Annotated in this window: 26 protein-coding genes; 12 read left to right on the top strand and 14 right to left on the bottom strand. The window is 60.3% G+C overall.

The features are described 5' to 3' along the window. Positions 1 to 188: 188 nt before the first annotated feature. The 3 genes from trpA to NW840_RS06285 all read right to left on the bottom strand — a co-directional run bounded on the left by trpA (position 189) and on the right by NW840_RS06285 (position 2,828). A complete protein-coding gene (gene trpA, locus NW840_RS06295) occupies positions 189 to 1,004 on the bottom strand; it encodes a tryptophan synthase subunit alpha (protein ID WP_414343136.1) in 816 nt (271 codons plus the stop codon). Positions 1,005 to 1,065: 61 nt separating this feature from the next. Then, a complete protein-coding gene (locus tag NW840_RS06290) occupies positions 1,066 to 2,481 on the bottom strand; it encodes an ABC transporter substrate-binding protein (RefSeq protein WP_414343134.1) in 1,416 nt (471 codons plus the stop codon). A gap of 131 nt (positions 2,482 to 2,612) precedes the next feature. Further along, complete coding sequence (locus NW840_RS06285) at positions 2,613 to 2,828, bottom strand: hypothetical protein (protein WP_011430147.1); 216 nt, start codon at positions 2,826 to 2,828, stop codon at positions 2,613 to 2,615. A gap of 28 nt (positions 2,829 to 2,856) precedes the next feature. Between NW840_RS06285 and NW840_RS06280 the strand changes: the two genes are divergently transcribed. Next, complete coding sequence (locus tag NW840_RS06280; protein ID WP_414343131.1) at positions 2,857 to 3,705, top strand: class I SAM-dependent methyltransferase; 849 nt, start codon at positions 2,857 to 2,859, stop codon at positions 3,703 to 3,705. Between the two features lie 8 nt (positions 3,706 to 3,713). On the opposite strand, the gene NW840_RS06275 is transcribed toward NW840_RS06280, so the two are convergent. Then, positions 3,714 to 4,502, bottom strand: coding sequence for an amino acid ABC transporter ATP-binding protein (locus NW840_RS06275; RefSeq protein ID WP_011432567.1), 789 nt, complete (start codon positions 4,500 to 4,502; stop codon positions 3,714 to 3,716). Positions 4,503 to 4,765: 263 nt separating this feature from the next. Here NW840_RS06275 and NW840_RS06270 point away from each other — a divergent pair, with 263 nt between their 5' ends. The 9 genes from NW840_RS06270 (at position 4,766) to NW840_RS06230 (ending at position 14,997) form a co-directional block, all read left to right on the top strand. After that, on the top strand, positions 4,766 to 5,803 hold the full coding sequence (locus tag NW840_RS06270) for an amino acid ABC transporter substrate-binding protein (RefSeq protein WP_414343128.1): 1,038 nt from the start codon (positions 4,766 to 4,768) through the stop codon (positions 5,801 to 5,803). A 98-nt stretch (positions 5,804 to 5,901) separates the two neighbouring features. Then, the gene (locus NW840_RS06265; RefSeq protein ID WP_414343126.1) at positions 5,902 to 7,074 is read left to right on the top strand and encodes an amino acid ABC transporter permease; all 1,173 of its coding nucleotides are present in this window, start codon (positions 5,902 to 5,904) and stop codon (positions 7,072 to 7,074) included. 3 nt (positions 7,075 to 7,077) lie between these two features. Continuing rightward, the gene (locus tag NW840_RS06260) at positions 7,078 to 8,283 is read left to right on the top strand and encodes an amino acid ABC transporter permease (RefSeq protein WP_414329619.1); all 1,206 of its coding nucleotides are present in this window, start codon (positions 7,078 to 7,080) and stop codon (positions 8,281 to 8,283) included. A 254-nt stretch (positions 8,284 to 8,537) separates the two neighbouring features. Further along, positions 8,538 to 9,224, top strand: coding sequence for a twin-arginine translocase subunit TatC (tatC, locus tag NW840_RS06255; protein ID WP_414343170.1), 687 nt, complete (start codon positions 8,538 to 8,540; stop codon positions 9,222 to 9,224). Beyond that, positions 9,214 to 9,828, top strand: coding sequence for a nucleotidyltransferase family protein (locus NW840_RS06250; protein WP_414343123.1), 615 nt, complete (start codon positions 9,214 to 9,216; stop codon positions 9,826 to 9,828). Before tatC ends, NW840_RS06250 begins: the two co-directional genes overlap by 11 nt. Continuing rightward, positions 9,815 to 11,263 (top strand): NAD(P)/FAD-dependent oxidoreductase, encoded by a 1,449-nt coding sequence (locus NW840_RS06245; protein WP_414343120.1) that lies wholly within the window; start codon positions 9,815 to 9,817, stop codon positions 11,261 to 11,263. The genes NW840_RS06250 and NW840_RS06245 overlap by 14 nt, the downstream gene beginning before the upstream one ends. A 107-nt stretch (positions 11,264 to 11,370) precedes the next feature. After that, positions 11,371 to 12,237 (top strand): DUF2993 domain-containing protein, encoded by an 867-nt coding sequence (locus NW840_RS06240; RefSeq protein ID WP_414343118.1) that lies wholly within the window; start codon positions 11,371 to 11,373, stop codon positions 12,235 to 12,237. Between the two features lie 253 nt (positions 12,238 to 12,490). After that, entirely contained in the window at positions 12,491 to 14,002 is a 1,512-nt protein-coding gene (locus NW840_RS06235; RefSeq protein WP_414343115.1) for a hypothetical protein, read from the top strand. Between the two features lie 77 nt (positions 14,003 to 14,079). After that, on the top strand, positions 14,080 to 14,997 hold the full coding sequence (locus NW840_RS06230) for a methylenetetrahydrofolate reductase (protein ID WP_414343114.1): 918 nt from the start codon (positions 14,080 to 14,082) through the stop codon (positions 14,995 to 14,997). On the opposite strand, the gene dapB is transcribed toward NW840_RS06230, so the two are convergent. The 6 genes from dapB to rpsL form a co-directional block, all read right to left on the bottom strand. Beyond that, positions 14,994 to 15,854: a 4-hydroxy-tetrahydrodipicolinate reductase gene (dapB, locus tag NW840_RS06225; protein WP_414343169.1), complete on the bottom strand. Its 861-nt coding sequence runs from the start codon at positions 15,852 to 15,854 to the stop codon at positions 14,994 to 14,996. The two genes, NW840_RS06230 and dapB, sit on opposite strands and share 4 nt — an antisense overlap. A gap of 121 nt (positions 15,855 to 15,975) precedes the next feature. Continuing rightward, positions 15,976 to 16,293, bottom strand: coding sequence for a 30S ribosomal protein S10 (gene rpsJ / locus NW840_RS06220; RefSeq protein ID WP_414328725.1), 318 nt, complete (start codon positions 16,291 to 16,293; stop codon positions 15,976 to 15,978). A 124-nt stretch (positions 16,294 to 16,417) separates the two neighbouring features. Then, positions 16,418 to 17,647, bottom strand: coding sequence for an elongation factor Tu (gene tuf, locus NW840_RS06215; protein ID WP_414343112.1), 1,230 nt, complete (start codon positions 17,645 to 17,647; stop codon positions 16,418 to 16,420). 31 nt (positions 17,648 to 17,678) lie between these two features. After that, positions 17,679 to 19,802 carry an elongation factor G gene (fusA, locus tag NW840_RS06210; RefSeq protein ID WP_011432555.1) on the bottom strand — a complete coding sequence of 708 codons (2,124 nt, stop codon included), beginning with the start codon at positions 19,800 to 19,802 and terminating at the stop codon, positions 17,679 to 17,681. A 153-nt stretch (positions 19,803 to 19,955) separates the two neighbouring features. After that, entirely contained in the window at positions 19,956 to 20,426 is a 471-nt protein-coding gene (rpsG, locus tag NW840_RS06205) for a 30S ribosomal protein S7 (RefSeq protein ID WP_011432554.1), read from the bottom strand. 83 nt (positions 20,427 to 20,509) lie between these two features. Continuing rightward, positions 20,510 to 20,917, bottom strand: a complete 408-nt coding sequence (gene rpsL, locus NW840_RS06200) for a 30S ribosomal protein S12 (RefSeq protein WP_011432553.1) — start codon at positions 20,915 to 20,917, stop codon at positions 20,510 to 20,512. A 213-nt stretch (positions 20,918 to 21,130) separates the two neighbouring features. Between rpsL and NW840_RS06195 the strand changes: the two genes are divergently transcribed. Beyond that, positions 21,131 to 21,835 carry a ComF family protein gene (locus NW840_RS06195; RefSeq protein ID WP_414343109.1) on the top strand — a complete coding sequence of 235 codons (705 nt, stop codon included), beginning with the start codon at positions 21,131 to 21,133 and terminating at the stop codon, positions 21,833 to 21,835. Here NW840_RS06195 and NW840_RS06190 read toward each other — a convergent pair. The 3 genes from NW840_RS06190 to NW840_RS06180 form a co-directional block, all read right to left on the bottom strand. Beyond that, positions 21,813 to 22,838: an HD-GYP domain-containing protein gene (locus NW840_RS06190; RefSeq protein WP_414343106.1), complete on the bottom strand. Its 1,026-nt coding sequence runs from the start codon at positions 22,836 to 22,838 to the stop codon at positions 21,813 to 21,815. The genes NW840_RS06195 and NW840_RS06190 overlap by 23 nt on opposite strands. A 193-nt stretch (positions 22,839 to 23,031) precedes the next feature. After that, positions 23,032 to 23,970, bottom strand: coding sequence for a prohibitin family protein (locus NW840_RS06185; RefSeq protein WP_414343104.1), 939 nt, complete (start codon positions 23,968 to 23,970; stop codon positions 23,032 to 23,034). A gap of 85 nt (positions 23,971 to 24,055) precedes the next feature. Next, positions 24,056 to 24,859: a prohibitin family protein gene (locus tag NW840_RS06180; protein WP_414343102.1), complete on the bottom strand. Its 804-nt coding sequence runs from the start codon at positions 24,857 to 24,859 to the stop codon at positions 24,056 to 24,058. Between the two features lie 248 nt (positions 24,860 to 25,107). Here NW840_RS06180 and NW840_RS06175 point away from each other — a divergent pair, with 248 nt between their 5' ends. Beyond that, the gene (locus NW840_RS06175; RefSeq protein ID WP_414330279.1) at positions 25,108 to 25,383 is read left to right on the top strand and encodes a hypothetical protein; all 276 of its coding nucleotides are present in this window, start codon (positions 25,108 to 25,110) and stop codon (positions 25,381 to 25,383) included. A gap of 19 nt (positions 25,384 to 25,402) precedes the next feature. On the opposite strand, the gene NW840_RS06170 is transcribed toward NW840_RS06175, so the two are convergent. Beyond that, positions 25,403 to 26,035: a 4Fe-4S single cluster domain-containing protein gene (locus tag NW840_RS06170; RefSeq protein ID WP_414330282.1), complete on the bottom strand. Its 633-nt coding sequence runs from the start codon at positions 26,033 to 26,035 to the stop codon at positions 25,403 to 25,405. Positions 26,036 to 26,058 lie beyond the last annotated feature (23 nt).

The following is a 26,058-nucleotide window of genomic DNA, read 5'->3' as shown; positions in this document are numbered from 1 at the left end:
ATATCGCGGGATGGATGAGTGTTTTGTGAAGATTTGCAAACCTACCAACCCCAAAATGTCTGCCTAGGCTGGGATCCCTGGACTATGGGGCGCAGCAGGGGGGAAATGGGTCTGCGGGCTGGCTCACAAAATGTAAACATTTGTTTTGAGATGGAAGCAGTCTGAGTGGGCACCTTCCTGAACAGAAGTTAACACTCTGGAGTGGTCACCTCTTGCAGGGCCGCTTTGAGGGCTCGACAAAAGTGAGCTATTTGTTGCAGTCCTTCTTCAGGCGTGGGGGCTTTGGCCAGCCGTTGCACAAATGCGCTGCCCACAATCGCCGCATCTGCTCCCCAGAGAGCGATCTGGCGGGCCTGGTCGGGAGTGGAGATGCCGAAGCCCACCCCAATCGGCAGGGGGGTTTGTTGGCGCAGTTGCTGCAGCAAAGCCGGGATCCGCTTTTCCAGGGTGGCCCGTTCGCCGGTAACGCCGGTGGTGCTGACCAAGTAGACAAAGCCACTGGACTGCTGGGCAATGCGGCGCATGCGCTCCGGGGGGCTGGTAGGTGCCACCAGCAGGATGAGGTCGATCCCTTCGGCCTGGGCTGCTTGTCGCAGGGATCCCGCCTCTTCCAGAGGCAGATCGGGGACGACCAAGCCGGCACAGCCGGCCTGCCGCAGTTGATGCAGAAAGTTGGGGATGCCGAGCTGGTGGATGGGGTTGTAGTAGGTGAACAGGATCAGGGGGGCCTGCAGCGAGAGACAGCGCAAGCCTTGTAGAATGGCGCCCAAAGTGACTCCCCGACTGAGGGCGCGGGTGGCTGCTGCTTGGATCACCGGCCCATCCGCCAAGGGATCCGAGTAGGGTACCCCCAGCTCGATAAGATCGGCGCCGCTCTGATCCAGAACCTGCAAAGCCTCAAAGGTGGTTTCCAAGTTGGGATCCCCAGCGGTGAGGTAGGGGATGAGGGCTTTTTCACCACGGCTGCGCAGCGCCTGAAAGCAGGCTGTGATCCGAGTGGGCATGGGATCCATTCGATTCTGAGGAGATTGAGAGCATCCCCCACTGTAGCGTCTGCCGGGATCCCTAGGGGAGAGGCACGAAATCGTAGCCGGTACCGGAGCGGTTGCCGGGCTCAACCCGCACCAGCACATGGGGAGCATTGCGGTCGCCGGAGGGCAAGAAGCGCACTTCTCCGGAAGCGCCGTCCTGGAGGAGGAAGTTGGGATCCTGCAAACGGGCCAGCACAGCGTTGCGGCTGGTGGCTCCTTGGCTGAAAGCTTGCAAGAAAACCCGGGTGGCGTCGTAGGCCAGAGCGGTGCGCCAGCTCACCTGCCCTCCCCAGAGCTGGGCTGCCTTCTGGGCAAACTCGCGGTTGCGAGGCACCTGAGGATGCCAGGGTACCGCCACCACCAAGCCTTCTACCGCTGCTCCCCCGTCTTGCAACGTGGCGAGGCTGAAGAGCACATCGCCGCCCAGAAGAGCAAGGGGCTTACCAGCTACAGCGTTCTCGCGGGCTACGGCCAGCGCTTTTTCGGCTACGGAAGCCGTGGGAGCTAAAAAAGCTACCTGGGCTCCTTGGCCGACGGCCCTTTGCAGGCTGGCCTGGGGGTTGAAGTCCGACGCCGATAAGTCGAACTCCGCCAGCACGATGCCCCCTTCGCTGGTCAGGGTGGAGGCAAAGGCATCGCGCAAGCTGGAGCTGTAGGCGCTGTTGGGGTTGTAGAAGATGGCCACCCTTTGCAACCGCAACGTGTTGAGAGCATAACGGGCCAGTTGCGTGCCGGCCACTTGATCGGAGGGCACGGTGCGAAAAATGGCATCCCCCAGCATGCTGATGCGAGTGCTGGTGGAGGTGGAGGAGATCATCGCCAAGCCGGCAGGCTGATAAACCTCGGCTGCAGCCAGGGTGGCATCGCTGGTGTTATGGCCAATCACCCCCAAGATCTCAGGCTGCGCCACCAGGGCTTTGGCCACCGCTGCTGCTCGCTCAGGGTTATCGCCATCGTCGGCAATCACTACCCGCAGCAGCCGTCCTCCGATTCCCCCCTGTTGGAAAAGCTCCTCCTGAGCTTGCGCCACCCCGCGCAGGGTCTCTTTGGCGCGGTTGGGGTTGCTGGAGATGGGCACCACCACCGCCAGGCTCAAGGGACTGCCCTGCTGCTGGGCGCGGGCGTTGTTCAAGAAAATGCGAGCTTCTGGGTCGTTGCGGTTGCTTTGCAGACCCATCTCCAACACCGAGATGGCTGCGCTGAGGTTACCTTGGCGCAATAGCTCCGCCGCTGCCGTGGCCGTGGGGCTGCTATCGGCAAACAAGGTGCGCTCGCCGCTGGTCAGGAGCAGATCTTGTGCTCCACCCCCCAACCCTGGCAGCGACACCTGAGGCAGAGGGATCCCTTGCGGCCAGCGAACATAGCCCGCCCGCCAAGCACGATGACCGCCCCAGAGGAGCAATAGACCCAGGACGATGTAGACAATGGGTGGCGGAGACTTGACAACCATGATTCAGGGAAGAAAACGCCGACCTTCGGCCAGCAAAGACACTGCTTGTATCCTCAGGAATCCTCAAAAGTCATCTTTCCAAGGATCTCTAAGGATCTCCGACTATGCATCAGCATGAGTGCGGGAGTATGTCACGGATCGGGACGGTAGGAAGGGCTGTTGCGGTATTGGCGCTCTAGCTGCTCCACAATGGAAATGGGAACGGATGAGGTCTCGGAGGGCTCTTCTGGCGAGGTGCCGATCTGCGTCTCGGTCTCCACATTGAACTGCCGAGATGTTGCCCAAACCACTGCTGCAATCAGCAAAAGGACGATAGCGGCACCGTAAAGAAAGGCGACGATGGCCATCGGGTCAATGGTTTAGCTTTCCCCTTCCATGATAAAGGCTGTCGAGAATTACCCACTTCAGGATCCCTTAGAGCAAGCCCTATGGGACTGGCACCGAGGCCAGGCCAAGGGATCCCTGCTCTTGCATGCCTACGGCCTGGAGGGGATCCCGTTGGCGGAAGAGCCCCAGGTGGTCTCCCCAGAGGTGTTCTTCACCCAGGAGCTGCCGGAGGTGGAGGCCATGGCTTTGGATCTATGCCGCGGTCGGGTGCTGGACATCGGCGCCGGCACGGGCCGCCACAGCCTGCTGCTGCAGGAGGAAGGATTGGCCGTGGCTGCCTTGGATCGCTCCCCGGTGGCGTTGCAGATCATGGCAGAGCGGGGGGTGCGCTGCCGCATTGCCGCCGATCTTTTCCACTGGGCGGGGCCAGGAGAGCCCTTCGATACCCTACTCCTGCTGATGAACGGCGTCGGCTTGGCGGGATCCCTGTCGGGCTTGGAGCGTTTTTTGCGCCTGGCTCGCCACTGGGTTCAGCCCACTGGCCAGTTGCTCCTGGATTCCACCGATTTGAGCGATGCCAGCGACCTCGCAGATCTGCGGAATCTGCCGGCAGAAGAGGGAGGGCGTTTAGAAAACTTGGAAGATCCCTCTGGCAAGCTGGCCGCTCCTGCCCACCTCGAAGCAGGTGGCTCAGAAGATTGGCAGGAAGGGAGCGAGGCAAAAGCCAAGGTAGTGAACTTTGTAGCCGAGTACAACGGCCAGCGGGGGGATCCCTTTCCCTGGCTATTTGTAGATCCGGAAACCCTGCTGCAGTGTGCCCACACCAACGGCTGGCAGGGGCAGATTGTCTATCAAGAGCCGGAGGGGGCTTTTCTGGCACGCCTCACCCCCTTCTGAAGGACTCGCTAGTGGGAAAGGATCTGGGATAAAAACAGGCGGGAGCGCTCTTCTTTCGGATTGCTGAAAAACTCTTGGGGGGTGTTTTCCTCCACGATCTTGCCGCGGTCGAAGAAGATAATCCGATCCGCCACCTCGCGGGCAAAGCCCATCTCGTGGGTTACACACACCATGGTCATCCCCGAGCGGGCCAACTCCCGCATCACGTCCAGCACCTCCTTGATCATCTCTGGATCCAAGGCCGAGGTGGGCTCATCGAAGAGCATCACCGCCGGATTCATGGCCAAGGCGCGGGCAATCGCCACCCGCTGCTGCTGCCCCCCCGAAAGTTGCCCCGGGTATTTTTCTGCTTGCTCGGCGATCCCCACGCGGCTTAGCAGTTCCATAGCCCGCTCTATCGCCTCACTTTTTTTCATCTTTTTCACGTGGATTGGGCCAAGGGTTACATTTTGCAAAACCGTGAGATGGGGAAACAGGTTGAACTGTTGAAAAACCATGCCCACCTCGCGGCGAATGGCATCGATGTTGCGCAGGTCGCTGGTTAGCTCAATGCCATCTACCACAATGCGCCCTCTCTGGTGTTCTTCTAAGCGGTTCAACGTGCGAATAAACGTTGACTTGCCCGAACCTGAAGGCCCACAGACCACCACCACCTCTCCGCGGCGGATGCGGGTGGTAATGCCCTTGAGGACGTGGAAATCGCCGTACCATTTGTGAACATCTTCGCATTGGATAATGTCAGCGCTGGCTGCACTTTGCGGAGAGAGTGAAGACCTTATGTGCGGGGATCCTTGCATGGGTGGGTGACTCCCTAAGTTTCACCAAAGCAGGCATGGGTACCATGGCAGAACTGGCCGAGCCACAACCGTAGCCTCTGCAACATTTCCATACGCCCTGACATGTAAGGCTTTGAGAAAATCGTAGGCGCCTATGGCAAACCATTCTATGGGGTGTGGGGTGTGGCAGGAGTGTAACCCAATGGCACGGTATCTCGGTTGAAGTGCCGTGTATGAACGACTGTTGACGACGAAGATCTTGAGGATTGACATGGGGTAATTTTATGAACTGGATAAAGCATTTGAACGGATTGGCTCCCTTGGCCGGGGCACTGGCGTTGTCTATGGGCCTGCAGTCCCTTCCCGCTTGGGCGCAGCTGGGGCCGCTCACCGACCGCATCAAGGCTCGGGGCGAGTTGATCTGTGGGGTAAACAACCAACTGCCCGGATTCGGCAACCTGGATGACCAAGGCAAGTATGTGGGTTTTGATATCGACATCTGCCGGGCAGTAGCTGCCGCTCTCTTTGGAGATCCGGACAAGGTTCGATACGTCTACCTGACGGCGGCCAATCGCCAGTCTGCGATTCAGTCGGGCGAGGTCGATATGATTAGCCGCAACACCACCTGGACCCTCACCCGGGATCGGGAGTGGGCGGTCACCTTCGGCCCCACCGTCTACTACGATGGCCAAGGATTTATGGTGAAGAAGTCGCTGGGGGTGGAGAAATTGGAAGATCTGAAGGGGGCCACCATCTGTGTGATTGCCGGCACCACCACCGAGCTGAACTTGGCGGATACCTTCCGCGCCCGTGGCATTCCTTTTACCCCGGTGACCTTCGACGGCGACGATTCCTCTTTCAACGCCTACGAAGAGGGCCGTTGCGATGCCATCACCAGCGACCAAAGCGCCCTCATCTCCCGCCGGGCCAGCTTGGCTTCTCCTGATGACCACGTGATCTTGCCGGAGATCATTTCCAAAGAGCCCTTGGGGCCGCTGGTTCCCCACGGAGATGAGAGTTTCTCCGACATTATGAACTGGACGGTCTACGCCCTCTTCTATGCAGAAGAAAAGGGGATCACCAGCGCCAATGTGGACGAGTTCCTCAAGTCGGAGGATCCGGACATTCGCCGCTTCTTGGGCCAGGAAGGCAACCTGGGAGAGCTGCTGGGCCTGAAGCCGGATTGGGTGGTCAATGTCATCAAGGCGGTGGGCAACTACGGCGAGATCTTCAACCGCCACCTGACCCCCTTGGGCGTGCCGCGGGGCTTGAACCAGCCCTACACCAAAGGCGGGATCCAGTACGCGCCGCCTTTCCGCTGATCGGCTGATTCGGAATCCGGGCCTAGGGATCCCGGTTGGTCAGTACCGGCCAGGGATCCCTTGTTTCCTGTCATACTTTGGATTGTTGCCTGCGCCCCATGACTGCACTGTCTGACCAGCCCCACCTTCGCCCCCCCTGGTGGCGGGATGAGCGTATCCTGAAGCTCTTGCTGCAGGTGGCCTTTGTCGTGGCCGTGCTGCTGGTGTTCGGGATCCTTGCTCAGAACCTCCTCGCCAGCCTGCGCCGCCTGGGCATCAGTTTGGGCTTTCGCTTTCTGGGCAACTCCGCCAACTTTGGGATCACCGAGGGGCTGATCCCCTACGACCCCTCCGAGAGCTACCTGAAGGCTCTGGCGGTGGGAGCGGTGAACACCCTCTGGCTGTCGGCAGTCAGCATTGTGTTGGCGACGGCGATGGGCTTTGTCCTGGGGATGGCTCGCCTCTCCAGCAACTGGCTGGCCCGCCAGCTGGCCACCGTTGTTACCGAGATCTTTCGCAATGTCCCGGTGCTGCTGATCGTGATCTTCTGGTACCAGGGGGTGATCCTCACCCTGCCGGGGGTGCGCAACAGTCTCTCCATCGGCGGGCTTGTCTTTATCAACCAGCGGGGAGTGAAGCTGCCCGGGTTGGATCCCAGCGGCTGGCTGGTTCCCGCGCTGGCCATTGTAATCGCGGCTGGGTGGGGGATCCGCAAGCTGCTCCTAGTCTGCCGACCCGAGCTGGGATCCCGGCAGCGGAACCTGTGGGTGGCTGCGGGGGTGGTGCTGCTGGCGGTGGCCTGCTGGGTGCTCTTCCCAGAGCCGCCGGTGCGGCTGGATGTCCCGGTACTGGAGCGCTTTAACTTCCGGGGTGGGATCCAGCTTTCGGCGGAGTTTACCGCCATGATGCTGGGCTTGGTGACCTACACCGGCTGCTACATTGCCGAAGTGGTGCGGGGATCCTTTTTGGCGGTGCCGCGGGGGCAGTGGGAGGCAGCCCGGGCCATCGGCCTGTCGGAGCTGGAAACCTTTCGCTTGGTGATTGTGCCCCAGGCCCTGCGGATCATGATCCCCTCCTTGAACACTCAGTATCTCACCTTGATTAAAAACTCCAGCTTGGCCATTGCCGTTGGCTTCTCCGATCTGTTCAACATCAGCAGCACCATCATCAACCAGTCGGGACGCTCGGTGGAGATGTTCGCCATCCTCATGGCCACCTATCTGACCTTCAACCTGGTGGTTTCCTACGGCATGAACTGGCTCAATGCCCGCGTCAAATTGGTGGAGCGCTAACCCATGCCCAGCAGTCTCTCCTCTCCCCTTGTAGAAGAAAAGGTACTCCCCCCCAGGGAGAAACAAAGTCCTCTGGCTTGGGTGCGCCGCAACCTGTTCGACTCCTGGCTGAGCACCTTGCTCACCTTGGTCTCTGCCTTGGTGTTGGCCTGGGCAATTTCCCTGTTCTGGAACTGGGCGTTCACCCAAGCCCGCTGGGAGGTGATCCCGGCCAACCTGAAAATCTTTGCCAGCGGCACCTACCCCAGCAGCCAACTGTGGCGGGTGTGGGCGGTGTTGGGAATTGTGCTGGCCACCTTGGGGGTAGCGGGGGGGGCTTGGGGCGGTGTGCTGCTGCACTACCTCATTCTCTTGGGAGCTGCTATGGGCTTGGCCGCGTTCCTGCCTTTGGGAACCCAGTCGCAGGGGTGGCTGGCGGTTTGCTCTGGAGCGACTTTTGCCGCTATTGCCCTCAGTCGCGGACGGGAATCCTGGCGGCTGGCTTCCATCTGGGTTTGGGCCTTGATCTTGCCCCTCTGTCTGGAGCTGCTGCTGGGCAACCTGGGCCCCAATTGGCCGGCAGTGCGAACCGAGCAACTGTCTGGACTGCTGCTGACCTTGATCTTGGCGGCAGCCGCCATGATCATCGGCTTCCCCATTGGGGTGTTGCTGGCGTTGGGCCGGGCCAATCGGGCGTTGCCGGTAATCCGGATCTTCTGCACGCTGGTGATCGAGCTGGTGCGGGGGGTGCCTCTGACCACCATTCTGTTTGCCGCCTGGCTGTTGGTGCCCTTCTTTCTGGGGGGGATCAGCGTCAACCTGATCATCAGGGCGGAGGTGGCCTTCATCTTGTTTACAGCCGTGTACGTGGCCGAGGACGTGCGGGGCGGCCTGCAGTCGATCCCGCTGGGCCAGCTGGAGGCGGCACGGGCGCTGGGCTTGAACCCCTTTCAAGTGACCGCTTTGGTGATTTTGCCCCAGGCACTGCGGGCAGCCGTTCCGGCGCTGGTGAACGAGTTCCTCACTCTCTTCAAAGACACGTCGCTGGTGTTCATTGTCGGCCTCATCGACCTGCTGCAGGCGGGGCGCGTGGTGTTCACCAACCCCAACTGGCTGGGCACCCAGCGGGAAGTGCTGTTTTTTATCGGCCTGATCTACTTTATCTGCTGTTTTGCCATGGCCTATGCCGCCCAGCAGGTGGAAAAGGCGCTGGGCTTGGGCAAGCGCTAGAAATTGCAGCCACTCCCCTTCCCCGTCCCCTCTGCTCAGGCCCCAAGATCCCCTTAACAGGCCAGGGCTACATCCCCCTATAGCGGCTCGACAAGTGCTTTTCCCTGGAGAGGGGGCAGCGCTAAGATAGCGGGGAACGTCTCGTTACACCTTGGCCCATGACCCTTGCCTCTGAGACCGAATCCCCGGAGCAAGCCGCGGCGGCCCCTGAGCCTGGTCGGGTGCGGGATCCGGAGTTTCCCTACGAGGTCGAAATGACCTTGATGGAGCACTTGGAAGAGCTGCGCAGCCGCCTGTTGGCCAGCGTGATCGCGGTGGTGATCTGCATCATCGCTTGCTTTGCCGTGGTGAACCGCATTGTCGCCCTGCTGGAGGTGCCCGCGCAGGGGGTTACCTTTTTGCAACTGGCGCCGGGGGAGTATTTTTTCGTTTCTGTGAAGGTGGCGGCCTACTCGGGGTTATTGCTGGCCACACCCTTTTTGCTCTACCAAATTGCCCGCTTCGTCTTGCCGGGGCTGAGCGTGAAGGAGCGCAAGCTGCTGGGGCCGGTGGTGCTGGGATCCAGCCTTCTCTTTGTGGCCGGCTTGGTCTTTGCCTACTATCTCCTCATTCCGGCGGCGCTTAACTTTTTCATCCGCTACGGCGAAGGGGTGGTGGATCAGGCTTGGTCCATCGACCGCTACTTTGAGTTTGTGCTGCTGCTGCTGTTCAGCACCGGCCTGGCCTTTCAGGTGCCGATTTTGCAGGCGCTGCTGGGAGGATTGGGTCTGGTGACTGCCGAGCAGATGTTCAAGGGCTGGCGCTACGTGGTTCTGGGCGCGGTGGTGGCGGGGGCCATTCTCACCCCTTCGACGGATCCCCTCACCCAGAGCCTTTTGGCCGGGGCTGTGACGTTTCTATATTTGTTTGGCATTCTGCTGGTGAAGCTCCTTGGCAAATGAGCCGAAGCTGCATGCGCTGATCTTGGCGGCTGGGTTTTCCACGCGGATGGGAGAGCCGAAAGCCTTTCTGCCCTGGAAAGACGGGCAAACCCTGCTCTCTTACCAGATTTTTCAGTGGCGACAGGCGGGGTTTCAACCCTGGGTGGTGCTGGGATCCCAGCATTTGGCGGCAGCCCAACCCCACTTGGCAGGGGCAGAGGTGCTGGTCAATCCGGCTCCTGAGCTGGGCAAGACCCACTCCATTCGGGTAGGGGTGGAAGGGATCCCTGCCGATTTTCAGGTGCTGGCCATTTCGGCGGTGGATCAGCCTCGCCCGGCGTGGATCTACCACAGCTTGCTGGAGTACCATCTGCGCCATCGCGCTTGGGCTACTGTGCCGGTGCATCGAGGGCGACGGGGGCACCCTACCCTGATCGACAGGCGCTTGCGGGAAAAGCTGTTGGATCTCCGAGAAGAAACCCTGGGCCTGCGCCGGTTGTTGCAGGATCTGGGCAGGCGGGTACAGGAGGTGGAGCTCTACACTCCTGAGATCTTCCTGGACTGCAATACCCCTGCCGATATGGAGGCCGCTGCTGCCGGTTGCGACAGCGTTGCCCAGGAGTGAGGGGATCCCCTTCAAAAATTGTTCTTCGACCGGTCGCCTCAGCGGTACCGAGCACTTCGGCGTTGCCCAGCAAGATGTTCTTCCCATTGCTCGTATGAGAAAGGGCCTTTATCCTGCCAGCACCTACGATCCTGCCTGCCCGGTCGGCAGCTACTGGGACAGCACGATAGCAGATCCCGGTTGGCGGCATCCGGCACCTTTGCAAGCGCAGGTGGGCGCGGAGGTGGTCATTGTGGGGGGAGGATTGACGGGGCTATCGACGGCCTTGCACCTGGCCCGCGACCACGGCATCCATGCTTGTCTGCTGGAGGCGGGATCCCTGGGTTGGGGGGCCTCGGGACGCAACGGTGGCTTTTGCGGGGTGGGGTCGAGCCACCTTACCCACACCCAGATGGTGCGGCGGGTGGGGCTGGCGGAGACGGAGCGCTACTACCGGGATCAATGGCAGGCAGTGGAAACCGTTCAGGAGCTGGCGGCCAGCGAGGGCTTCTCCCTAGAGGCTCAGGGACAGGGCTGCTACGCAGTGGCCCATCGTCCACAGGCATGGTCGGAGTTAGAGGCCGAGTACCAGATCTGTACTCAGGTGGCGGGCTACCCGGCCCAGCTCCTCAACCCCAAAGAGCTGCGGGAACGCGGCTTCAACAGCCAAGAGAACCACGGCGCTTTGCACATCGGGGTGGGGTTTGGCCTCAACCCCCTCAAGCTCACCCAAGGACTGGCCCAAGCGGCCCACCGGTGGGGGGCGAAGCTGTACAGCGGCAGTCCGGTCACGGCCTGGGAAAAGGTGGGATCCCACCACTGCTGCCACACGCCGGGAGGAACGGTGCGCGCTCGGCACTTGGTCATCGCCACCAATGGCTACACCCCAGAGGCCCTGTATCCCCAACTGGCGGGATCCCTGTTGCCGGCACTGTCCAACATCCTGGTCACCCGACCTCTGACGCCTCAGGAGCAGAAAGCGCAAGGGTGGTGGAATCCGACGCCACTCTACGACATGCGGCGGCTGCTGTTTTATTACCGCCTACTGCCGGATGGGCGTTTGCTGTTTGGGGGGCGGGGTGGCACCCGCGATACCCCGACGGAGCGACAGCAGTTGCGCACTTGGATGACTCGACAGCTCTATCGTCTTTTCCCTGCTTGGGAAGGGGTGGAGATCGAGTACGCCTGGAATGGACTGGTCTGCCTTTCTCGACAGTTTCACCCCCATATTGGCCCTTCGCCGGCGGATCCCAGCCTATGGTATGGCCTGGCCTATCACGGCAGCGGTGTAGCCACGGCGGTGTGGGCGGGCAAAATGCTGGCCCAGGAGATCGCCGGGATCCCTTCCCAGATGAGCGCTCTGTTTCGCCAGCCGCCCCGCTCTTTCCCTTTGCCCTGGCTACGGCTTCACTACCTGCGGCTGGGGTATCTTTGGTGGCAGTTGACGGATGGATAGCCTCTCCAAGTGTGCGGGGGATCCCTCTGTTCGGCGGAGAAGTCCTGCCCTAGTCTGGTCGTAGTTCGGGTGGAAACCATCGCTTGTCGTTGCTCCTGAGGTATCCAGTGCTGCTCACGTCTTGCCATCGGCCTGCTCCAGATCCGTCTCCTCTCGAAGCCCAATCGGCAGCCTGTCGCCGCCAACGGCTCTCGCAAGCGGGGCAGCGGCTAGGGTTTGCATTGCTGCTCAGCCTACCCACCATGTTTTGGCCTTGGCCCGGATTTGCCCAAATTGCCGGATCCCTTCTCAGCCCTTTGGTGGCGGCTTGGATCCGTTCTGAGGTGCAGAGGGTCGATAACCTGCAAGTGCAAATTGTCGGCTCTGACGCCCAGATTTTGAATGGGCAGATCCCTCAAGCCCAGGTGTCGGGAGACAACCTCAGCTATCAAGGCTTTCAGATCAGTCATCTGCGGCTGCAGGGCCAGGATATTCGCCTCAATGTGGGCGAAGCCATCCAAGGACGGAGCCCACTGCGGCTATTGGCCCCTGTGCCGGTGCAGGTGAGCTTGCGCCTTACCGAGGAAGACCTGAACCGCACCCTCCAGGCTCCCCTCATCCAAGCCCAACTGGCTCAGGCCCAGGTGCAGTTGCCTGTTGGGGGCCAAGTGGTGCCTTTTCTTATCCGCCAGCCTCAGGTCACGCTGGAACAGGGTCGGCTGCGCATCCAGGCCAACTTAACCACTCCCGAAGGGGTGGAAGCGCCGGTGACGGTGCTGACCGGCCTAGAAGCCCAAGGTCCCAACCGGTTGCGGCTGGTCAATCCCCTCTGGGTGAGCGAAGGCCAAGAGATCCCCATCCCCGGCCTGGCCGATTTCCCCATTCAGTTGGATCCGGGCGTGCGCATTGACCGCCTGGAGGTGCAGCCCGGCCAAATCCTCTACGAGGGGATGTTGGTCATCTACCCGGAAGCGGCGGCAGTGCCACAGGGGTAGGCCGGCGTTTCATGGCTTGCATTTGGTCCGGACAGTGCCGGCTCCGCTGCGGCCAAGGGTGTGATCGGGATCAGACCTGGGGAGCCGGCCTTTGGGGGAAGATCCCTCTAGCGGTGAGCGGGAAAACCCTCTGCGGGCCAAAAGCGGTGGCGTGGGAGTGGTGTATTGAGGTGAAGCCATGATCCAGGAATCCCAGAGGCAGCCATCCAACTGCAAACTCAAACCCTTAATCTGCTGGGCGCTGCCCCTGATCTTGTCGGTCGTTTTTTTGGGGGGCTGTGCTGGCGACCCAGTTTCCACGGTGCCTCTGGACGGCACGGCTGCCGGCACCCGCACGGCCACTCCTGAGGGCCGAACCTTCTCCGATATCTCGCCCGGTCGGGATCCCCGTCTGAAGCATCTTTGGGCCAGCTTTGTCATCAGCCCCCAGCAATTGCAATCTGCCCGCGAGGCTTCTGTCTCTCTCCATCCGCAGGCCATTTTTCCCTGCACCGACTGCGAAAGCCTGCCGGGATCCCCGCCCCCCACTGCTTCCCCCGCTCCAGGCACCTACCGATCTGACCAGCTCACCTTCTCCTTCCGGGTTGAGCCCAACGAGACGTCCACCCGCCTCAGGGGTAGCTTTCACCTGGATACCACCACGCCTCTGATCCACCCCGGCGCAGGGGTGCGCTTGGTAATCCAACGGGCTTTCTGGGGGGAAGACCCGCTGGAACCGCTGCCACCTCCCCAGGACTTTCACCCTCAGCAGATCATCCGAGGCCAGTTCCAGGAGCGCAGTTGGATCCTCCCTTTCTCCCTGCCGCATCCCCCTGCCGGTGAGGTCTTGCCGCCGCTGCGGCTGGAGGTTGTTCTCACCTCGCCAATCCCACCCGATTCCGCCCCCTTTCAACGGGGTAGGCCGCTGCCGCCGCCTCCGGGCCGGCTATATCACGGGGCTGCTTGGCCGGGCATTCCCACTTGGGATCAGCTCTTGTCCTACCGCCAGGCCATTGGTCAACCCCCCGCCTGGGCAGCCGTGGATCACCTCTGGGATCCCCGCCAGGACTTTCCACAGCAGTTGGCCAGTCGCCTGCGGGAAAGCGGCTCAGTCCCCTACCTGCGCCTGCGGCTAGATCCAGCCCAACTTTCTGCCTTGGCCAATGGGGATCACGATGAGACCTTGCGCTCTTGGGCCCGCGGGATCCAGCGCTTTGCCACCCCCATCATCCTGGCCGTCGTCGTTGGCGACGGGGATCCCGAACGCGCTCGCGGTAGCGGTGGGGAGCCCTTTGGTGGGACGGAGTCCTCGCTGCAACAACGGGCCTACCAACACCTGATGCAAACCCTGCGCTCTGTTCGCGTTAGCGGGACGGAGTCCTCGGCCAATTTGCTCTGGGTGGTGGAGCTGGACGGAGAAGATGCAGAGGCCGTGTCCGCCTGGGCTAACTTCCCTGGGATGGACTGGCTGAGCCTACAGGTAACGGGGGATCCCGCCGCTTTTGAACCGCTGTACCGCCGCCTTGAGGCCCTCAACCCGGAAGTGCCTGTGGTGATCCGCGGGCCGGCTCCGGGCTCAGCAACCTCTCAACCGCTGCTGGAAGGTCTGGAGGCGCAGCGCTGGCCTCAGGTGATCGGCTGGAGCTGGACTTTAAGCCCGGACGGGATCCCTCCTGCAGCCGCACAAGATTGGCGGCAGCATCTGCAACAGGGGGATCCCCAGATATGGCTGGGGGAAATGCGGGTGCAGCCCCCGCCCAGCCCCCTTCCCTCGCCCAAGCCTTGAGAAAGGACGACCTGTCTGGAAAAACCTCCCGGAAAAGTCGATAATAAGCCAGCCGTTTTACCTTTCCTTCAGGAATTGTGGCCCTGATCCCCTCATCACCTCCCCTGTCCCGCTTCGCCCAGGCCATCCAGCGGGGGGAATTTCTGCTCACCGCCGAGATCACCCCCCCCAAGGGATCCGACACCAGCACCCTGCTGTCTTTGGCCCAGCAGCTCAAGGGGCGGGTGCATGCCATCAACATTACGGACTCCAACCGAGCCATGGCCCGCATGAGCCCGTTGGCAGCTTCGCTGCTGTTGCATCAGGCAGGCGTTGAACCGATCCTGCAGTTGGCCTGTCGGGATCGCAACCGCCTGGCCCTCCAGGGGGATCTGTTGGGGGCCTCAGCTCTCGGCCTGCGCAATGTGTTGGCCCTCACCGGGGATCCCATCCACATCGGCGATTGCCCCGATGCCCGCCCCGTATTCGATCTGGAGTCGGTGCGCTTGCTGCAGCTTATCCAACGGCTGAACAACGGCCTAGATTGCAATGGCAAACCTCTCCCGGATGGGGGCACGCATCTGTTGGCAGGGGCAGCGGTAGAACCCCAATCGGGCAGCTTTTCCGGCCTGGAGCGGCGCTTCCACCGCAAGCTGGAAAACGGAGCCCAATTTTTCCAAAGCCAGATGGTCACCGACTTTGAGCAACTGGAGCGCTTCATGGATAAGTTGGGCCGTCCCGCCGGCAAGCCCATTTTGGCCGGCATCTTTTTGCTCAAGTCGGCCAAAAATGCCGAGTTTATCAACCGCAACCTGCCAGGAGTGAAGATCCCAGACGAGATTATCCAGCGGCTGGCCAACGCCGCCCACCCCCTCGAAGAAGGGATCCGCATTGCCGCCGAACAGGTGCGGCAGGCCCGCCAAATCTGCCACGGGGTGCATCTGATGGCCGTCAAAGCCGAGCACCTCATCCCCCGCATCCTGGATGAGGCCGGGATCCCTCCCCTGACCCACTAGCTCAAGACCTGCTCCAGCCCGTAGACCAAACCTTGAAGCTGCAGCACCTTGCGGATCCCCAGGATCACCCCCGGCATAAAAGCTATCCGATCGGTGGTGTCGTGTCTCAAGGTGAGGGTTTGCCCCATCCCACCAAAAATGACCTCCTGATGGGCGATCAACCCCGGCAGACGAACGCTGTGAATGGGAATGTTGGGGCCAGAGAGCCCTCCCCGCGCACCGGGGATCAGCTCTTTTTCTTCCACTGAGGACTCCGTCCTGCTGTCGCGAACGGGCGGGTTAAAGGTTTTGCCCAATTGTCCCAGCCGTTGGGCCGTCTGTAGAGCCGTGCCGCTGGGGGCATCCGCTTTGCGGTTGTGGTGCAGCTCGATGATCTCAACGTGGTCAAAATACTGCGCCGCCTGCAGGGCCATCTGCTGCAGCAAAATCATGCCGATGGCGAAATTGGGCGCGATCAAACAGCCCACACCGGACTTATCCGCCAGATCCCGCAGCCGCTCCACCTGCTCCGGCGTCAGGCCCGTCGTCCCCACCACCGGACGCACGCCAAAGGCAATGGCCGAGCGAACATGTTCAAAGGCCGACCGAGGATGGGTAAAGTCCACCATTACGCCGCGGCTGCTGCGCTGCGACAACCTCAGCAACTGCCCCGGCAGGTCGTCGGTAATCTCCACCCCCAGGGATCCCAGGCCCAGCACCTCGCCAATATCCGAGCCCAGTTGAGAGCGGGCCACCGCCCCCACCAACCTCATGTCGGGCGTCTGGGCAACGGCTCGCACCACCTCTCGCCCCATTTTGCCCAAGGCCCCCACCACCAAAACCGGGATGGGGGATTGGGCCGCTCCTGGAGTTGCCAACCCCTGAGAGGGGTCTGCACCACTATCGCGATCGACCGGATCAACCGATGTTGTCACCCGCTGCTGCCCTCATCCAAGCTCTACGAAATGACTGCGAAAGCGGGGGATCTCTGCAGATCCATCACAGCTTCACCTCGATATCTACCCCTGCCGGCAGATCCAGCTTCATGAGAGCATCGATGGTTTTGGAAGAGGGGGAATAGATGTCGATAATGCGCCGGTGGGTGCGGGTTTCAAAATGTTCCCGCGAGTCCTTGTCGGTGTGGGGGGAGCGCAGCACACAGTAGATGCGGCGCCGAGTAGGCAAAGGAATCGGGCCAACCGGCACGGCGTCGGTACGACGAGCCGTATCCACGATTTTGTCGCAGGAAGTATCCAGCAGCCGATGATCGTAAGCCTTCAGGCGGATACGAATTTTCTGTTGAGTCAAGGTAGGCATGGCCGGAGAGCAATCCAGAAAAAGGGGGACTCAAAAAAGCTGGCAGGGAAAGTGCTCCGCGCCACTATCGCAACTGAGTTGGTCTGGGGCCGTCGGCACTCAATCCCTGCCAGGAAAAAGCAGCTTACTTCAGGATCTTGGAGACAACACCCGCTCCGACAGTACGGCCACCCTCGCGGATAGCAAAGCGCATCCCCTGCTCAATGGCGATGGGCTGGATCAGCTCCACCGTCATCTTAACGCGGTCACCAGGCATCACCATCTCTGGCTGGGATCCGTCATCAGCCGTGAAGGAAGAGATGGTGCCGGTTACATCGGTGGTGCGCACATAGAACTGAGGACGATAGCCGGCAAAGAAGGGCGTGTGGCGACCTCCCTCCTCTTTCTTGAGGACATATACCTCAGACTCGAAGCTGGTGTGAGGAGTAATGGTCTTGGGCTTGGCCAGCACCATGCCGCGCTCCACTTCGTTCTTCTGAATGCCCCGCAACAGCACACCAACGTTGTCGCCAGCGATCCCCTCATCGAGGGTTTTTTGGAACATTTCCAGGCCAGTAACAGTGGTAGAGCGAGTTTCTCGCAGGCCCACCAGTTCCACCGTTTCGCCCACTTTGATGCGGCCCCGCTCGATCCGGCCCGTGGCCACCGTGCCCCGACCAGTAATCGAGAAGACATCCTCCACAGCCATCAGGAAGGGCTTGTCCACATCCCGCTCAGGCGTGGGAATGTAGGAGTCCACCGCATCCATCAGCTCATAAATTTTGTCCACCCAAGGATCTTCGCCCCGCTGGGTTTTGGGGTTGGCGGTCATTCTTTCTAGGGCTTTCAGCGCCGATCCTCTGATGATGGGAACGTCGTCGCCGGGGAAGTCGTATTTGGAGAGAAGCTCCCGCACTTCCAGCTCCACCAACTCCAGCAGCTCTGGATCGTCCACCATGTCTGCCTTGTTCAGAAAGACCACCAAGCTGGGCACCCCTACCTGACGGGCCAACAGGATGTGCTCCCGTGTTTGGGGCATGGGACCATCAGCTGCAGACACCACCAAGATGGCCCCATCCATCTGAGCCGCGCCTGTGATCATGTTCTTCACGTAGTCGGCGTGGCCGGGACAATCCACGTGGGCGTAGTGACGGTTGGCAGTCTGATACTCGACGTGGGCGGTGTTGATGGTAATGCCGCGAGCTTTTTCCTCTGGCGCTGCGTCGATTTCATCGTACCGCTTGGCTGTAGCCTGGCCCAAAGCAGCCAAGGTGGTGGTGATGGCAGCCGTCAGGGTGGTCTTGCCGTGGTCAACATGGCCGATGGTGCCAACGTTGACATGGGGTTTGGTGCGTTCAAACTTAGCGCGTGCCATGAATCGTCACTTCCTTTTTGGTTTCAGTCAGCTACTCATTTCCTTTGTTTTTGGCAATGATGGCTTCGGCGATACTGCGAGGAACTTCCTCGTAGTGGCTGAACTCCATCGTGAAGGTGCCTCGACCCTGGGTCTTGGAGCGAATGTCGGTGGCATAGCCAAACATCTCCGCCAAGGGAACTTTGGCATTGACTTTGGTAATGCCGCCTTCTGTATTCATCCCCTCCATCTGGCCGCGGCGGGCGTTGATGTCCCCGATGACATCCCCCACAAAGGCTTCAGGGACTTCCACCTCGACCTTCATCATCGGCTCCAGCAGGGTAGGGCTTGCCCTGCGAGCGGCCTCCTTCAGAGCCATCGAACCGGCGATCTTGAAGGCCATTTCGCTGGAGTCCACCTCGTGGTAGGAGCCATCCACCAGGGTGGCGCGGATGTCAATCAGGGGATAGCCCGCCAGCACACCGGATTCGCAGGCTTCTCGGATCCCTTGCTCGGCTGGCCCAATGTATTCTTTGGGCACAACGCCACCCACAATCTTGGAAACGAACTCAAATCCTGTACCCGGCTCCGCCGGCTCTAGGTCGATAACCACATGGCCGTACTGGCCGCGGCCACCACTCTGGCGAACAAACTTGCCTTCCACGCGGCTAACCGGCTTGCGAATGGTTTCGCGGTAGGCCACCTGTGGGTTACCAACATTGGCTTCTACGTTGAACTCCCGCAGCATCCGATCCACCAAGATCTCCAGGTGCAGCTCGCCCATCCCAGAGATGATGGTTTGATTGGTCTCGGGATCCACAGACACGCGGAAGGTGGGATCCTCCTTGGCCAGGGCCTGCAGGGCCTTGGAGAGCTTATCGATATCGGCTTTGGTTTTGGGTTCTACCGCTACTGAGATCACCGGCTCTGGGATAAACAGAGACTCCAGGATCACCGGCGCATTTTCGTCGCAGAGGGTGTCTCCGGTGGTGGTGTCCTTGAGGCCCACCACAGCTCCCAGATCTCCTGCCCGCAGCTCATCCACGTCCAAGCGTTCATCGGCCTTCAGCACCACCAACCGCGAAATTCGCTCCTTCTTGTTCTTGGTGGAGTTGAGCACATAAGTACCTTTGGTCAACACCCCCGAGTAGACGCGAATAAAGGTGAGATCCCCGTACTTATCACTCATCAACTTGAAGGCCAGGGCGGAGAAGGGCTCATCGTCGCTGGCACGGCGGGACACTTCTGAGCCATCTGGCAGCACCCCCTTGATGGCCGGAATATCCACAGGCGAGGGCAGGTAATCCACCACCGCATCCAGCAGCATCTGGACTCCCTTGTTCTTGAAGGCAGAGCCACACAGCATGGGCACAATTTGGCCGCTGATCGTGCCTTTGCGCAGACCCGCCATCAAGTCGGCTTCGCTCAGATCTTCTTCGGCGAAGTACTTTTCCATCAGAGCTTCGTCCGTCTCGGCCACTGCTTCCACCAGCTTGGCCCGATACTCTGCCACGAGATCTTTCATCTCCTCAGGGATGGGGGCCGGACGAATGTCTTTGCCGATCTCATCCATATAAATGCGGGCTTGCATCCGCACCAAGTCAACAATGCCGCAAAACCCGTCTTCGGCACCGATGGGCAGTTGGATGGGCACAGCATTGGCCTTGAGGCGCTCCCGGATCTGGTTGTAAACCTTGAGGAAATTGGCCCCCATGCGATCCATTTTGTTGACGAAGGCAATGCGGGGCACATTGTAACGATTGGCTTGCCGCCAGACGGTCTCAGACTGAGGCTGCACGCCGCCCACCGAGTCAAAGACGGCGATCACCCCATCCAGCACCCGCATGGAGCGCTCAACTTCAATGGTGAAATCGACGTGCCCAGGAGTATCGATGATGTTGATGGTGTACTCCGGTGCGCCGGAGAGGGGCTGGGAAGGATTTGCGGGATCCCGCTTAGTCCAACGGGTGGTGATGGCCGCAGCGGTGATGGTGATGCCCCGCTCCCGCTCCTGGGCCATCCAATCGGTGACCGCAGTTCCGTCGTGAACTTCGCCAATTTTGTGCACCAGACCGGAGTAGAAGAGAATCCGCTCTGTGGTCGTGGTCTTGCCAGCATCGATGTGAGCCGCGATGCCGATGTTTCGGACTCGTTCTAGGGGAACTGTGCGTGCCACGTCAACCTCCCAATCCTCGTCGCCCTGCGACTTGGGCAAACTAAAAAATCCTTTACAATTCTAATCTTTTTTGCCGATTTTTCTCCACCTCGCTGGAACTCGGGCTGGGCAGAACAGGGATCCCAAAAGTCTCCACTGCTCCGCCAGGCTAGTTCAGTAGCGGTAGTGGGCAAAGGCCTTGTTGGCCTCGGCCATGCGATGCACCTCTTCCCGCCGTCGAATGGCGCTGCCGGTTTCGTTGGCTGCATCGATCAGCTCATTGGCCAACTTGGCGGCCATGGTGCGACCTGGACGAGTGCGCGAAAAGGTCACCAACCAGCGCAGCGCTAGGGAAGTGCCCCGTTCTCCTCTCACCTCCACAGGCACCTGATAAGTGGCTCCGCCCACCCGGCGGGCTTTCACCTCCACCAGTGGGGTGGCGTTGCGAACAGCATTTTCCAGCAAGGGCAGTGGGTCTTGGCCAGTGCGCTCCCGCACAATGTCCAGAGCTTCATAGAGGATCCTGGCAGCCAGGGATGCCTTACCCCTCATCATCAACTTGCGGATCAGCATGGTAACCAGACGGCTCCCATACTTGGGATCCGGGGGCACATCACGACGAGGGGCACGGTTGCGGCGAGACATAGGAGCTGGGTTGCTTGTTCAGATGGGGATGGCAGAAAGAAAGATGACGAGTGGGATATGGAGGGTTGAGGGTGAGGGCAAAGCTATTTTTTCTTGCCAGCGGCGGCTGGAGCTTGGCCCGGCTTGGGCCGTTTCGCCCCGTATTTGGAGCGGCCTTGTTTGCGGTCTTTGACCCCTGCAGCGTCGAGGGTGCCCCGGATAATGTGGTAACGCACGCCGGGCAAATCCTTAACCCGCCCACCGCGAATCATGACCACAGAGTGCTCCTGCAGGTTGTGGCCGATGCCAGGAATGTAGGCAGTGACCTCAAAGCCGGAAGTGAGGCGAACGCGAGCCACTTTTCTCAGGGCCGAGTTGGGCTTTTTGGGCGTTGTCGTGTACACTCGGGTGCAAACCCCCCGCCGCTGTGGACAAGCCTTCAGGGCAGGAGACTTGGTCTTGCGAGCGGCAACGCTGCGCTCCTCACGGATCAGTTGCTGAATGGTGGGCATGGGCTGGCAGAGAAGGTCACGGCTTAAATGTTAAATGAATTATCCGGTTGAATTATCCGGCGATATTGAATCCTAGCAAGGCGGGATCCCAGCGTCAACTTGGGGATGGACTGCTGGGCTGTTAGCCTGGCCGAGTCTGAATTTCGGCCTCGTTCCCCCCTTGCCTCAGCTTTTTAGGAGACTCTGCACACCAGAAAGGATCCCTAGCAGACGATGGGCTGGTTAGATTGGTGGATTGTGCCTCCATGTCCGCTTTGCCGGCGCCCTGCCAAGGCCGTGTTCTGTCAAGACTGTCAAAGGCGGTTGCAGGCGGAGCGCCTTGCCACTTGGCCAGTCACCACCTCGCCTTGGCCACTTTACGCCTGGGGGATCCACCGGGGGGCGCTGCGCAGGGCCATCTACTGCCTGAAGTACGAGGGACAACGGCGCATTGGCTCGGTTTTGGGAGAATGGCTGGGATCCCGCTGGGTGGAAAGCCGACAGCCGTCTTCAGGCTCCCGTAGGGCCTATGGCTTGGACTATACGGTGGTGCCCATCCCGCTTCATGCGGAGCGCCTGCGGCAACGGGGCTACAACCAAGCCGCCTTGATCAGCCAAGCCTTTTGCCAGCGGACAGGTCTGAGACATTGGCCTGAGGCTCTGGTGCGGGTGCGGGCCACAGCGGCTCAACATGAGCTCAACCCGCTGCAACGACAGCACAACTTGGCCGGGGCCTTTGCCCTGAAACAAGTTCCGGCCACACCGGTGTTGCTGGTGGATGACATCTACACCACCGGCTCTACTGTGCAAGCCGCCCAGCAGGTATTGGCCGCTGCCGGGATCCGTGTAGCCGGGGTAATCGTTGCCGCCCAAACCCCAAAAGCTGCCTGTCCAGCCTGGCCCGGCCCTCCAGACCCTATCCCGCCTCCAGCAGATTAAAGGCCGTAACAAACATAAAGTCACAAAACTCGCGCACCAAGTTCGGATCCCGCCAGCCCTTGCGGGTTTCCTCCCGCAGCACTTCCAGGGCCTGTTCGGCGGTCAGGGCCGGTTTGTAGGGGCGAGAGGAGATCAGAGCGTCGAAGATGTCGATCACCTGAAAGACGCGGGCCAACAGAGGGATCTCTTCGCCTGCCAGCCCATCCGGGTAGCCGCTGCCATCCCAACGCTCGTGGTGGTGGCGGATGATCGGCAGCACATCCTGCATGGTGCGCAAGCCCCGACAAATGTCTTCGCCGATCAACACATGGGATTTCATGATCTCCCATTCTTCCGGGGTATGCTTGCCCTGCTTGCACAAAATCGCATCCGGGATCCCGACTTTGCCGATGTCGTGCAGGTAGCCGCCCCAGCGCAGGGCCTTGATCTGTTGACGAGACAGCCCCAAGTAACGGCCAAACTGTTCCCCCATGGCCACCAAGCGTTCGCAATGGTCACCCGTGGTGGGATCCCGGCTCTCCACAGCGCGGGCAATGGCAAACAACACCCTGGCGGCGTGATCCAGGTCTTCGTTCAAGCGCTTTTGGTGGATGGATGAGCGTACCCGCGCCAGCAGCTCCACGTGATCGAAGGGCTTGGTCAAAATGTCGTCGGCCCCCACCTGCATCCCCATCAGGCGATTGGAGCGGTCGGTCAGGGCAGTGATCAGCACAACGGGGATCAGGCGGGTCAGCTCATTGGCCTTCAGTTGCCGGCAGACATCGAACCCGCTCATGTTCGGCATCAGCACATCCAACAGCACCAAGTCTGGCCGAAGCCGCTCCACAGCCTCCAAAGCCTCTTCGCCGTTGGTGGCCTCGCTCACGCGGAAGTGGGCCGACCGCAACAGCTCACCGATGTAGAGGCGGCTGCTGGCCTGATCGTCCACCACCAAAACATGATCCGCCTCCGCCAGCTTCGGGTTTAGACGGGGAAAGGGGGTGTGAGTCAGGCGGGAGTTCATGGCGGTAAAACCTAGCCTTGCATCGAGTACGAGCTTTCCCCCTGAGTTGGATTCGGCGCAACTCTACGAGGGATCCCAGCCCAGACCCCTGGCGGTAGGATGTCAACGAACTCAAACGGCATCCCTCAGCCCTCGTATCTAGACACACTCTACACCCAGGTTTTTAAGACTGTACTCCGCAACTTTGCTGAACCTACTGCCCTCTTTGCAGGGCTGCCTGATGGGGATCCACATTGAGAAACACGGTGGCATCGCCCTCGACGCGGATGATGCGCAAAGGGGGCAGCGAGCCCGTCGGGTTTTGGATGCGCTCTTGCAGCTTTTCGTAGAGCAGCAGATCCGCCAGTTGCGCGTTTTCTGCTGCCGCTTGTCCTTTCAGCTCGATGGCCCGCTGGTTGGCCGCCGCCAAGATCAGCAGCCGCTCGGTCTCTTTTTCCTGGATCTGCGCCCGCACTGCCGCCGTTTGTGCTGTAATCGAGGCCACCTGTTTGCGTTCAATCGAGTCTCTTAAGGCTTGTGGGAAATCGGGGTTGCCCAGAAACAGGCCCTCCACCTGCACCAGAGGCAGGGTTTGGCCATCGCGGTTGACAGTGGGCATCTCTTGGCGAATCAAGTCCAGCGCTCGTTGTTCGATGGCAGCCCGCTGGCTTTTCCGGTAAAAGTCTTCCGAATTGAAAGAGGCGGAGATATCCCGGATTTTGGAGCGCACCACCGGCACCACCACCGTGGAAAGATAGTTCTCGCCGATGTTGGCGTGCAGCTCGTCCAAAGTGGCGAGGTTGGGCTTGAGGGCAATGGCTACATCGATGGCAAAGGCTTGCCCATCGGCGGTGTTCACGGTGATGGCGTTGCTGATGGCATTGGCCGAGGCGGGGTTGTTGGTAAACTCCCAAACGCGGGTGAGCACGGTGTAGGTGATCGGCGTCTCGATCCCTGGGATCCGGAAGATGGCCCCTGGCAGTTCCACCCGCCCCTTCTGCAACCCGGAAAAGGTATTGAACACTACAGTGGCATGTCCGGGCAAAGTGACGTACAGGCAAGCGCGGAGCACTCCCAGGGCCGCCAAGACGGCGATCCCTCCCGCGGTTAGCCAACCGGCTCTGCTGTGGGGTGCTTCTCCTGTTGGATACATGGCGGCTGCTCCCGTTTTAGGGTCGGTGAGAAGAGCTGAAGAAGCTGGGGCTGAGCCAAAAGGATTGATTTCCTAATTGAGTTATCTATTTGGTGATCAAAGTTTCCAGGCGGGATCCCAGTACCGCAGCTTTCACCACCTCTAAGTACTGCGGATTTTGGGTGAGGGCCTGTGCTTTGGCTCTCAATTGACCGGCTTCTGCCTCCGCTTGAGAAATGATGGCGCGGGCATCTTGGCGGGCCTGCTCGATCTCAAATTGCTTTTGCGCCAGTTGATTTTCGGCAATGGTCTTTGCCTCAATGGCCGCTACAAAATCAGGATCGAAATCCACATCCCGCAGCAGAAAATCCAAAACCTCGATGCCGTATTCCTTCAGCAGAAGAGCCACCCGTTCGCGGATTTGGCCCTGGAGCAGCGGGCGCTCCGTGGAATACAGAGCCTGGGCAGAAAAGCCGCTGGTCTCATTCAGAATGACCGACCGAACAATGGGAGCGATGCGATCCAGGTAATTTTCCCCCAGTTGCGTATAGACCTTGGGGGCGTCCACAATGCGAAACTGCAGCGTCGCCTCAGCCGCAATCTGCTGCCCATCCTGAGAAAGGGCCACCAGCCGCGGTGCGTAGGCGGTCGGGTCGTTGTCTTTCCAGGTCAGAGCTTGGGTTTTTACATCAAAAATCACCGTGCGAGAGACAAAAGGCGGCACCCAATGCAGACCTGGCTGCAAAGCCATCGGGCTCACCCCCCCTCCCCAGGTGAACACCACCATATTTTCTCCGTTGCCCACCAGTCGCAGCGGCCTGCCCATCGCCACTAGGATCAACACGGCTCCGGCAAGGGTGGCCTTGGGCAACCAGCGACCAACTCGCCTTTCCCAACCCTCTGCTCGCATCTCCCCATCTCCTGCGCATGCAGCCATTCTCGCGGCTGTGGGGAAATGAGGCTGAGAAATCGCCGCTATCTTTTAAGTTTTCTCCAGGGATCCCGCGAGAGATCCCGCGCTTGCTCGCCCACTGTTCTCAACGATGTCGAGAACTCTACAAAGTTTACAAAAGATTACTTCATACTTTGCAAAGACCCGTGACAGACAAGCGAAAAGGGAAGAAGATTAAAACATAATAAAGATTTGGGTTGCCGTTCATGCTACCTACTGTCGACTACGAGCGGCGAGACATCCAGGTGCCACCCTCGTGCATTCCCGCTGCCGCCCAGGCCTTGATCCGGCAGGGGGTATCCATCTGCTGGCGGGAAGAGAGCCTGTCTGCCCTAATTCGTCTCGGATCCAAAGGCGCCGCCGACCGGGCCGCCATTTTGCTGGTGGAAATGAGCCTCATGGGCCAACCGGAAGAGCTAAAAAACTGGCTGGAGATGTGCTGGCAACTGCCCGCTTGTCTCAGGGAACCGCTGCAGGTGTAGGATAAAGGATCACTGCAGTTCAAGAGCCTGCCTCGTCGAGGAGAAACTGGCTGCCGTAGCCGGTAACGATGCGGGTTCCATCTTTGAGGATATGAATTTCCACCTGGTCACTGGCCCAATTAAGCTGGTTTTGCAAGGCGGGGTTGAAGACGTGCACCCGCTGGTTGCGGGAAGAGACCAGCGAGTGGGGGGAGTGAATGGCCTGAGATTGGAGATAGGGGCCGTCCACTAAAATATCCAGCTCTTGCAGCAGCTCCTGGGCGCCGGGAGGAGCTTGGGGGGAGTGCAACTGTTCTAGGGTAAAGCCGGTAAAAGACATCACTGTCAGCCCTTTGGCCTTGAGAAGCCGCGCCAAGCTGGCCAGGGCAGGAGCCTGCCAGAAGGGTTCCCCGCCGGAGAAGGTTACCCCTTGATTTTTGGGGTTGCTTAGGATTTGGGCTGCTAGGTCGGTCACGCTCACCAGTTGATGGATGACAAACGGCCAGGAAGCCGGGTTGAAACAGCCTGGGCACTCCCGCAAGCAGCCCTGCACCCACACCACCGCACGGCAGCCCGGCCCATTCACTTCCGACTCGTCCACATACCCCATCAGGTTGAGATAGCCGGGAGGAATCTGGGCCAGAAAGCTCAGCGCCATCTCTGCCTTGGACATGGATCACCCGCTGCAAAACCTCT

Source organism: Synechococcus sp. R5-13, from assembly GCF_047462015.1.
Lineage (GTDB): Bacteria > Cyanobacteriota > Cyanobacteriia > Thermostichales > Thermostichaceae > Thermostichus.
Note: the sequence above shows the minus strand (reverse complement) of the source record. Positions and strands in the feature narration are given on the sequence as shown.

Coding starts and splice junctions, on each gene's coding strand:
- trpA (WP_414343136.1), bottom strand. CDS start 1,004: ATGCCCACTCGGATCACAGCCTGCTTTCAGGCGCTGCGCAGCCGTGGT.
- NW840_RS06290 (WP_414343134.1), bottom strand. CDS start 2,481: ATGGTTGTCAAGTCTCCGCCACCCATTGTCTACATCGTCCTGGGTCTA.
- NW840_RS06285 (WP_011430147.1), bottom strand. CDS start 2,828: ATGGCCATCGTCGCCTTTCTTTACGGTGCCGCTATCGTCCTTTTGCTG.
- NW840_RS06280 (WP_414343131.1), top strand. CDS start 2,857: ATGATAAAGGCTGTCGAGAATTACCCACTTCAGGATCCCTTAGAGCAA.
- NW840_RS06275 (WP_011432567.1), bottom strand. CDS start 4,502: ATGCAAGGATCCCCGCACATAAGGTCTTCACTCTCTCCGCAAAGTGCA.
- NW840_RS06270 (WP_414343128.1), top strand. CDS start 4,766: ATGAACTGGATAAAGCATTTGAACGGATTGGCTCCCTTGGCCGGGGCA.
- NW840_RS06265 (WP_414343126.1), top strand. CDS start 5,902: ATGACTGCACTGTCTGACCAGCCCCACCTTCGCCCCCCCTGGTGGCGG.
- NW840_RS06260 (WP_414329619.1), top strand. CDS start 7,078: ATGCCCAGCAGTCTCTCCTCTCCCCTTGTAGAAGAAAAGGTACTCCCC.
- tatC (WP_414343170.1), top strand. CDS start 8,538: ATGACCTTGATGGAGCACTTGGAAGAGCTGCGCAGCCGCCTGTTGGCC.
- rpsJ (WP_414328725.1), bottom strand. CDS start 16,293: ATGCCTACCTTGACTCAACAGAAAATTCGTATCCGCCTGAAGGCTTAC.
- tuf (WP_414343112.1), bottom strand. CDS start 17,647: ATGGCACGCGCTAAGTTTGAACGCACCAAACCCCATGTCAACGTTGGC.
- rpsG (WP_011432554.1), bottom strand. CDS start 20,426: ATGTCTCGCCGCAACCGTGCCCCTCGTCGTGATGTGCCCCCGGATCCC.
- rpsL (WP_011432553.1), bottom strand. CDS start 20,917: ATGCCCACCATTCAGCAACTGATCCGTGAGGAGCGCAGCGTTGCCGCT.
- NW840_RS06195 (WP_414343109.1), top strand. CDS start 21,131: ATGGGCTGGTTAGATTGGTGGATTGTGCCTCCATGTCCGCTTTGCCGG.
- NW840_RS06190 (WP_414343106.1), bottom strand. CDS start 22,838: ATGAACTCCCGCCTGACTCACACCCCCTTTCCCCGTCTAAACCCGAAG.
- NW840_RS06185 (WP_414343104.1), bottom strand. CDS start 23,970: ATGTATCCAACAGGAGAAGCACCCCACAGCAGAGCCGGTTGGCTAACC.
- NW840_RS06180 (WP_414343102.1), bottom strand. CDS start 24,859: ATGCGAGCAGAGGGTTGGGAAAGGCGAGTTGGTCGCTGGTTGCCCAAG.
- NW840_RS06175 (WP_414330279.1), top strand. CDS start 25,108: ATGCTACCTACTGTCGACTACGAGCGGCGAGACATCCAGGTGCCACCC.
- NW840_RS06170 (WP_414330282.1), bottom strand. CDS start 26,035: ATGTCCAAGGCAGAGATGGCGCTGAGCTTTCTGGCCCAGATTCCTCCC.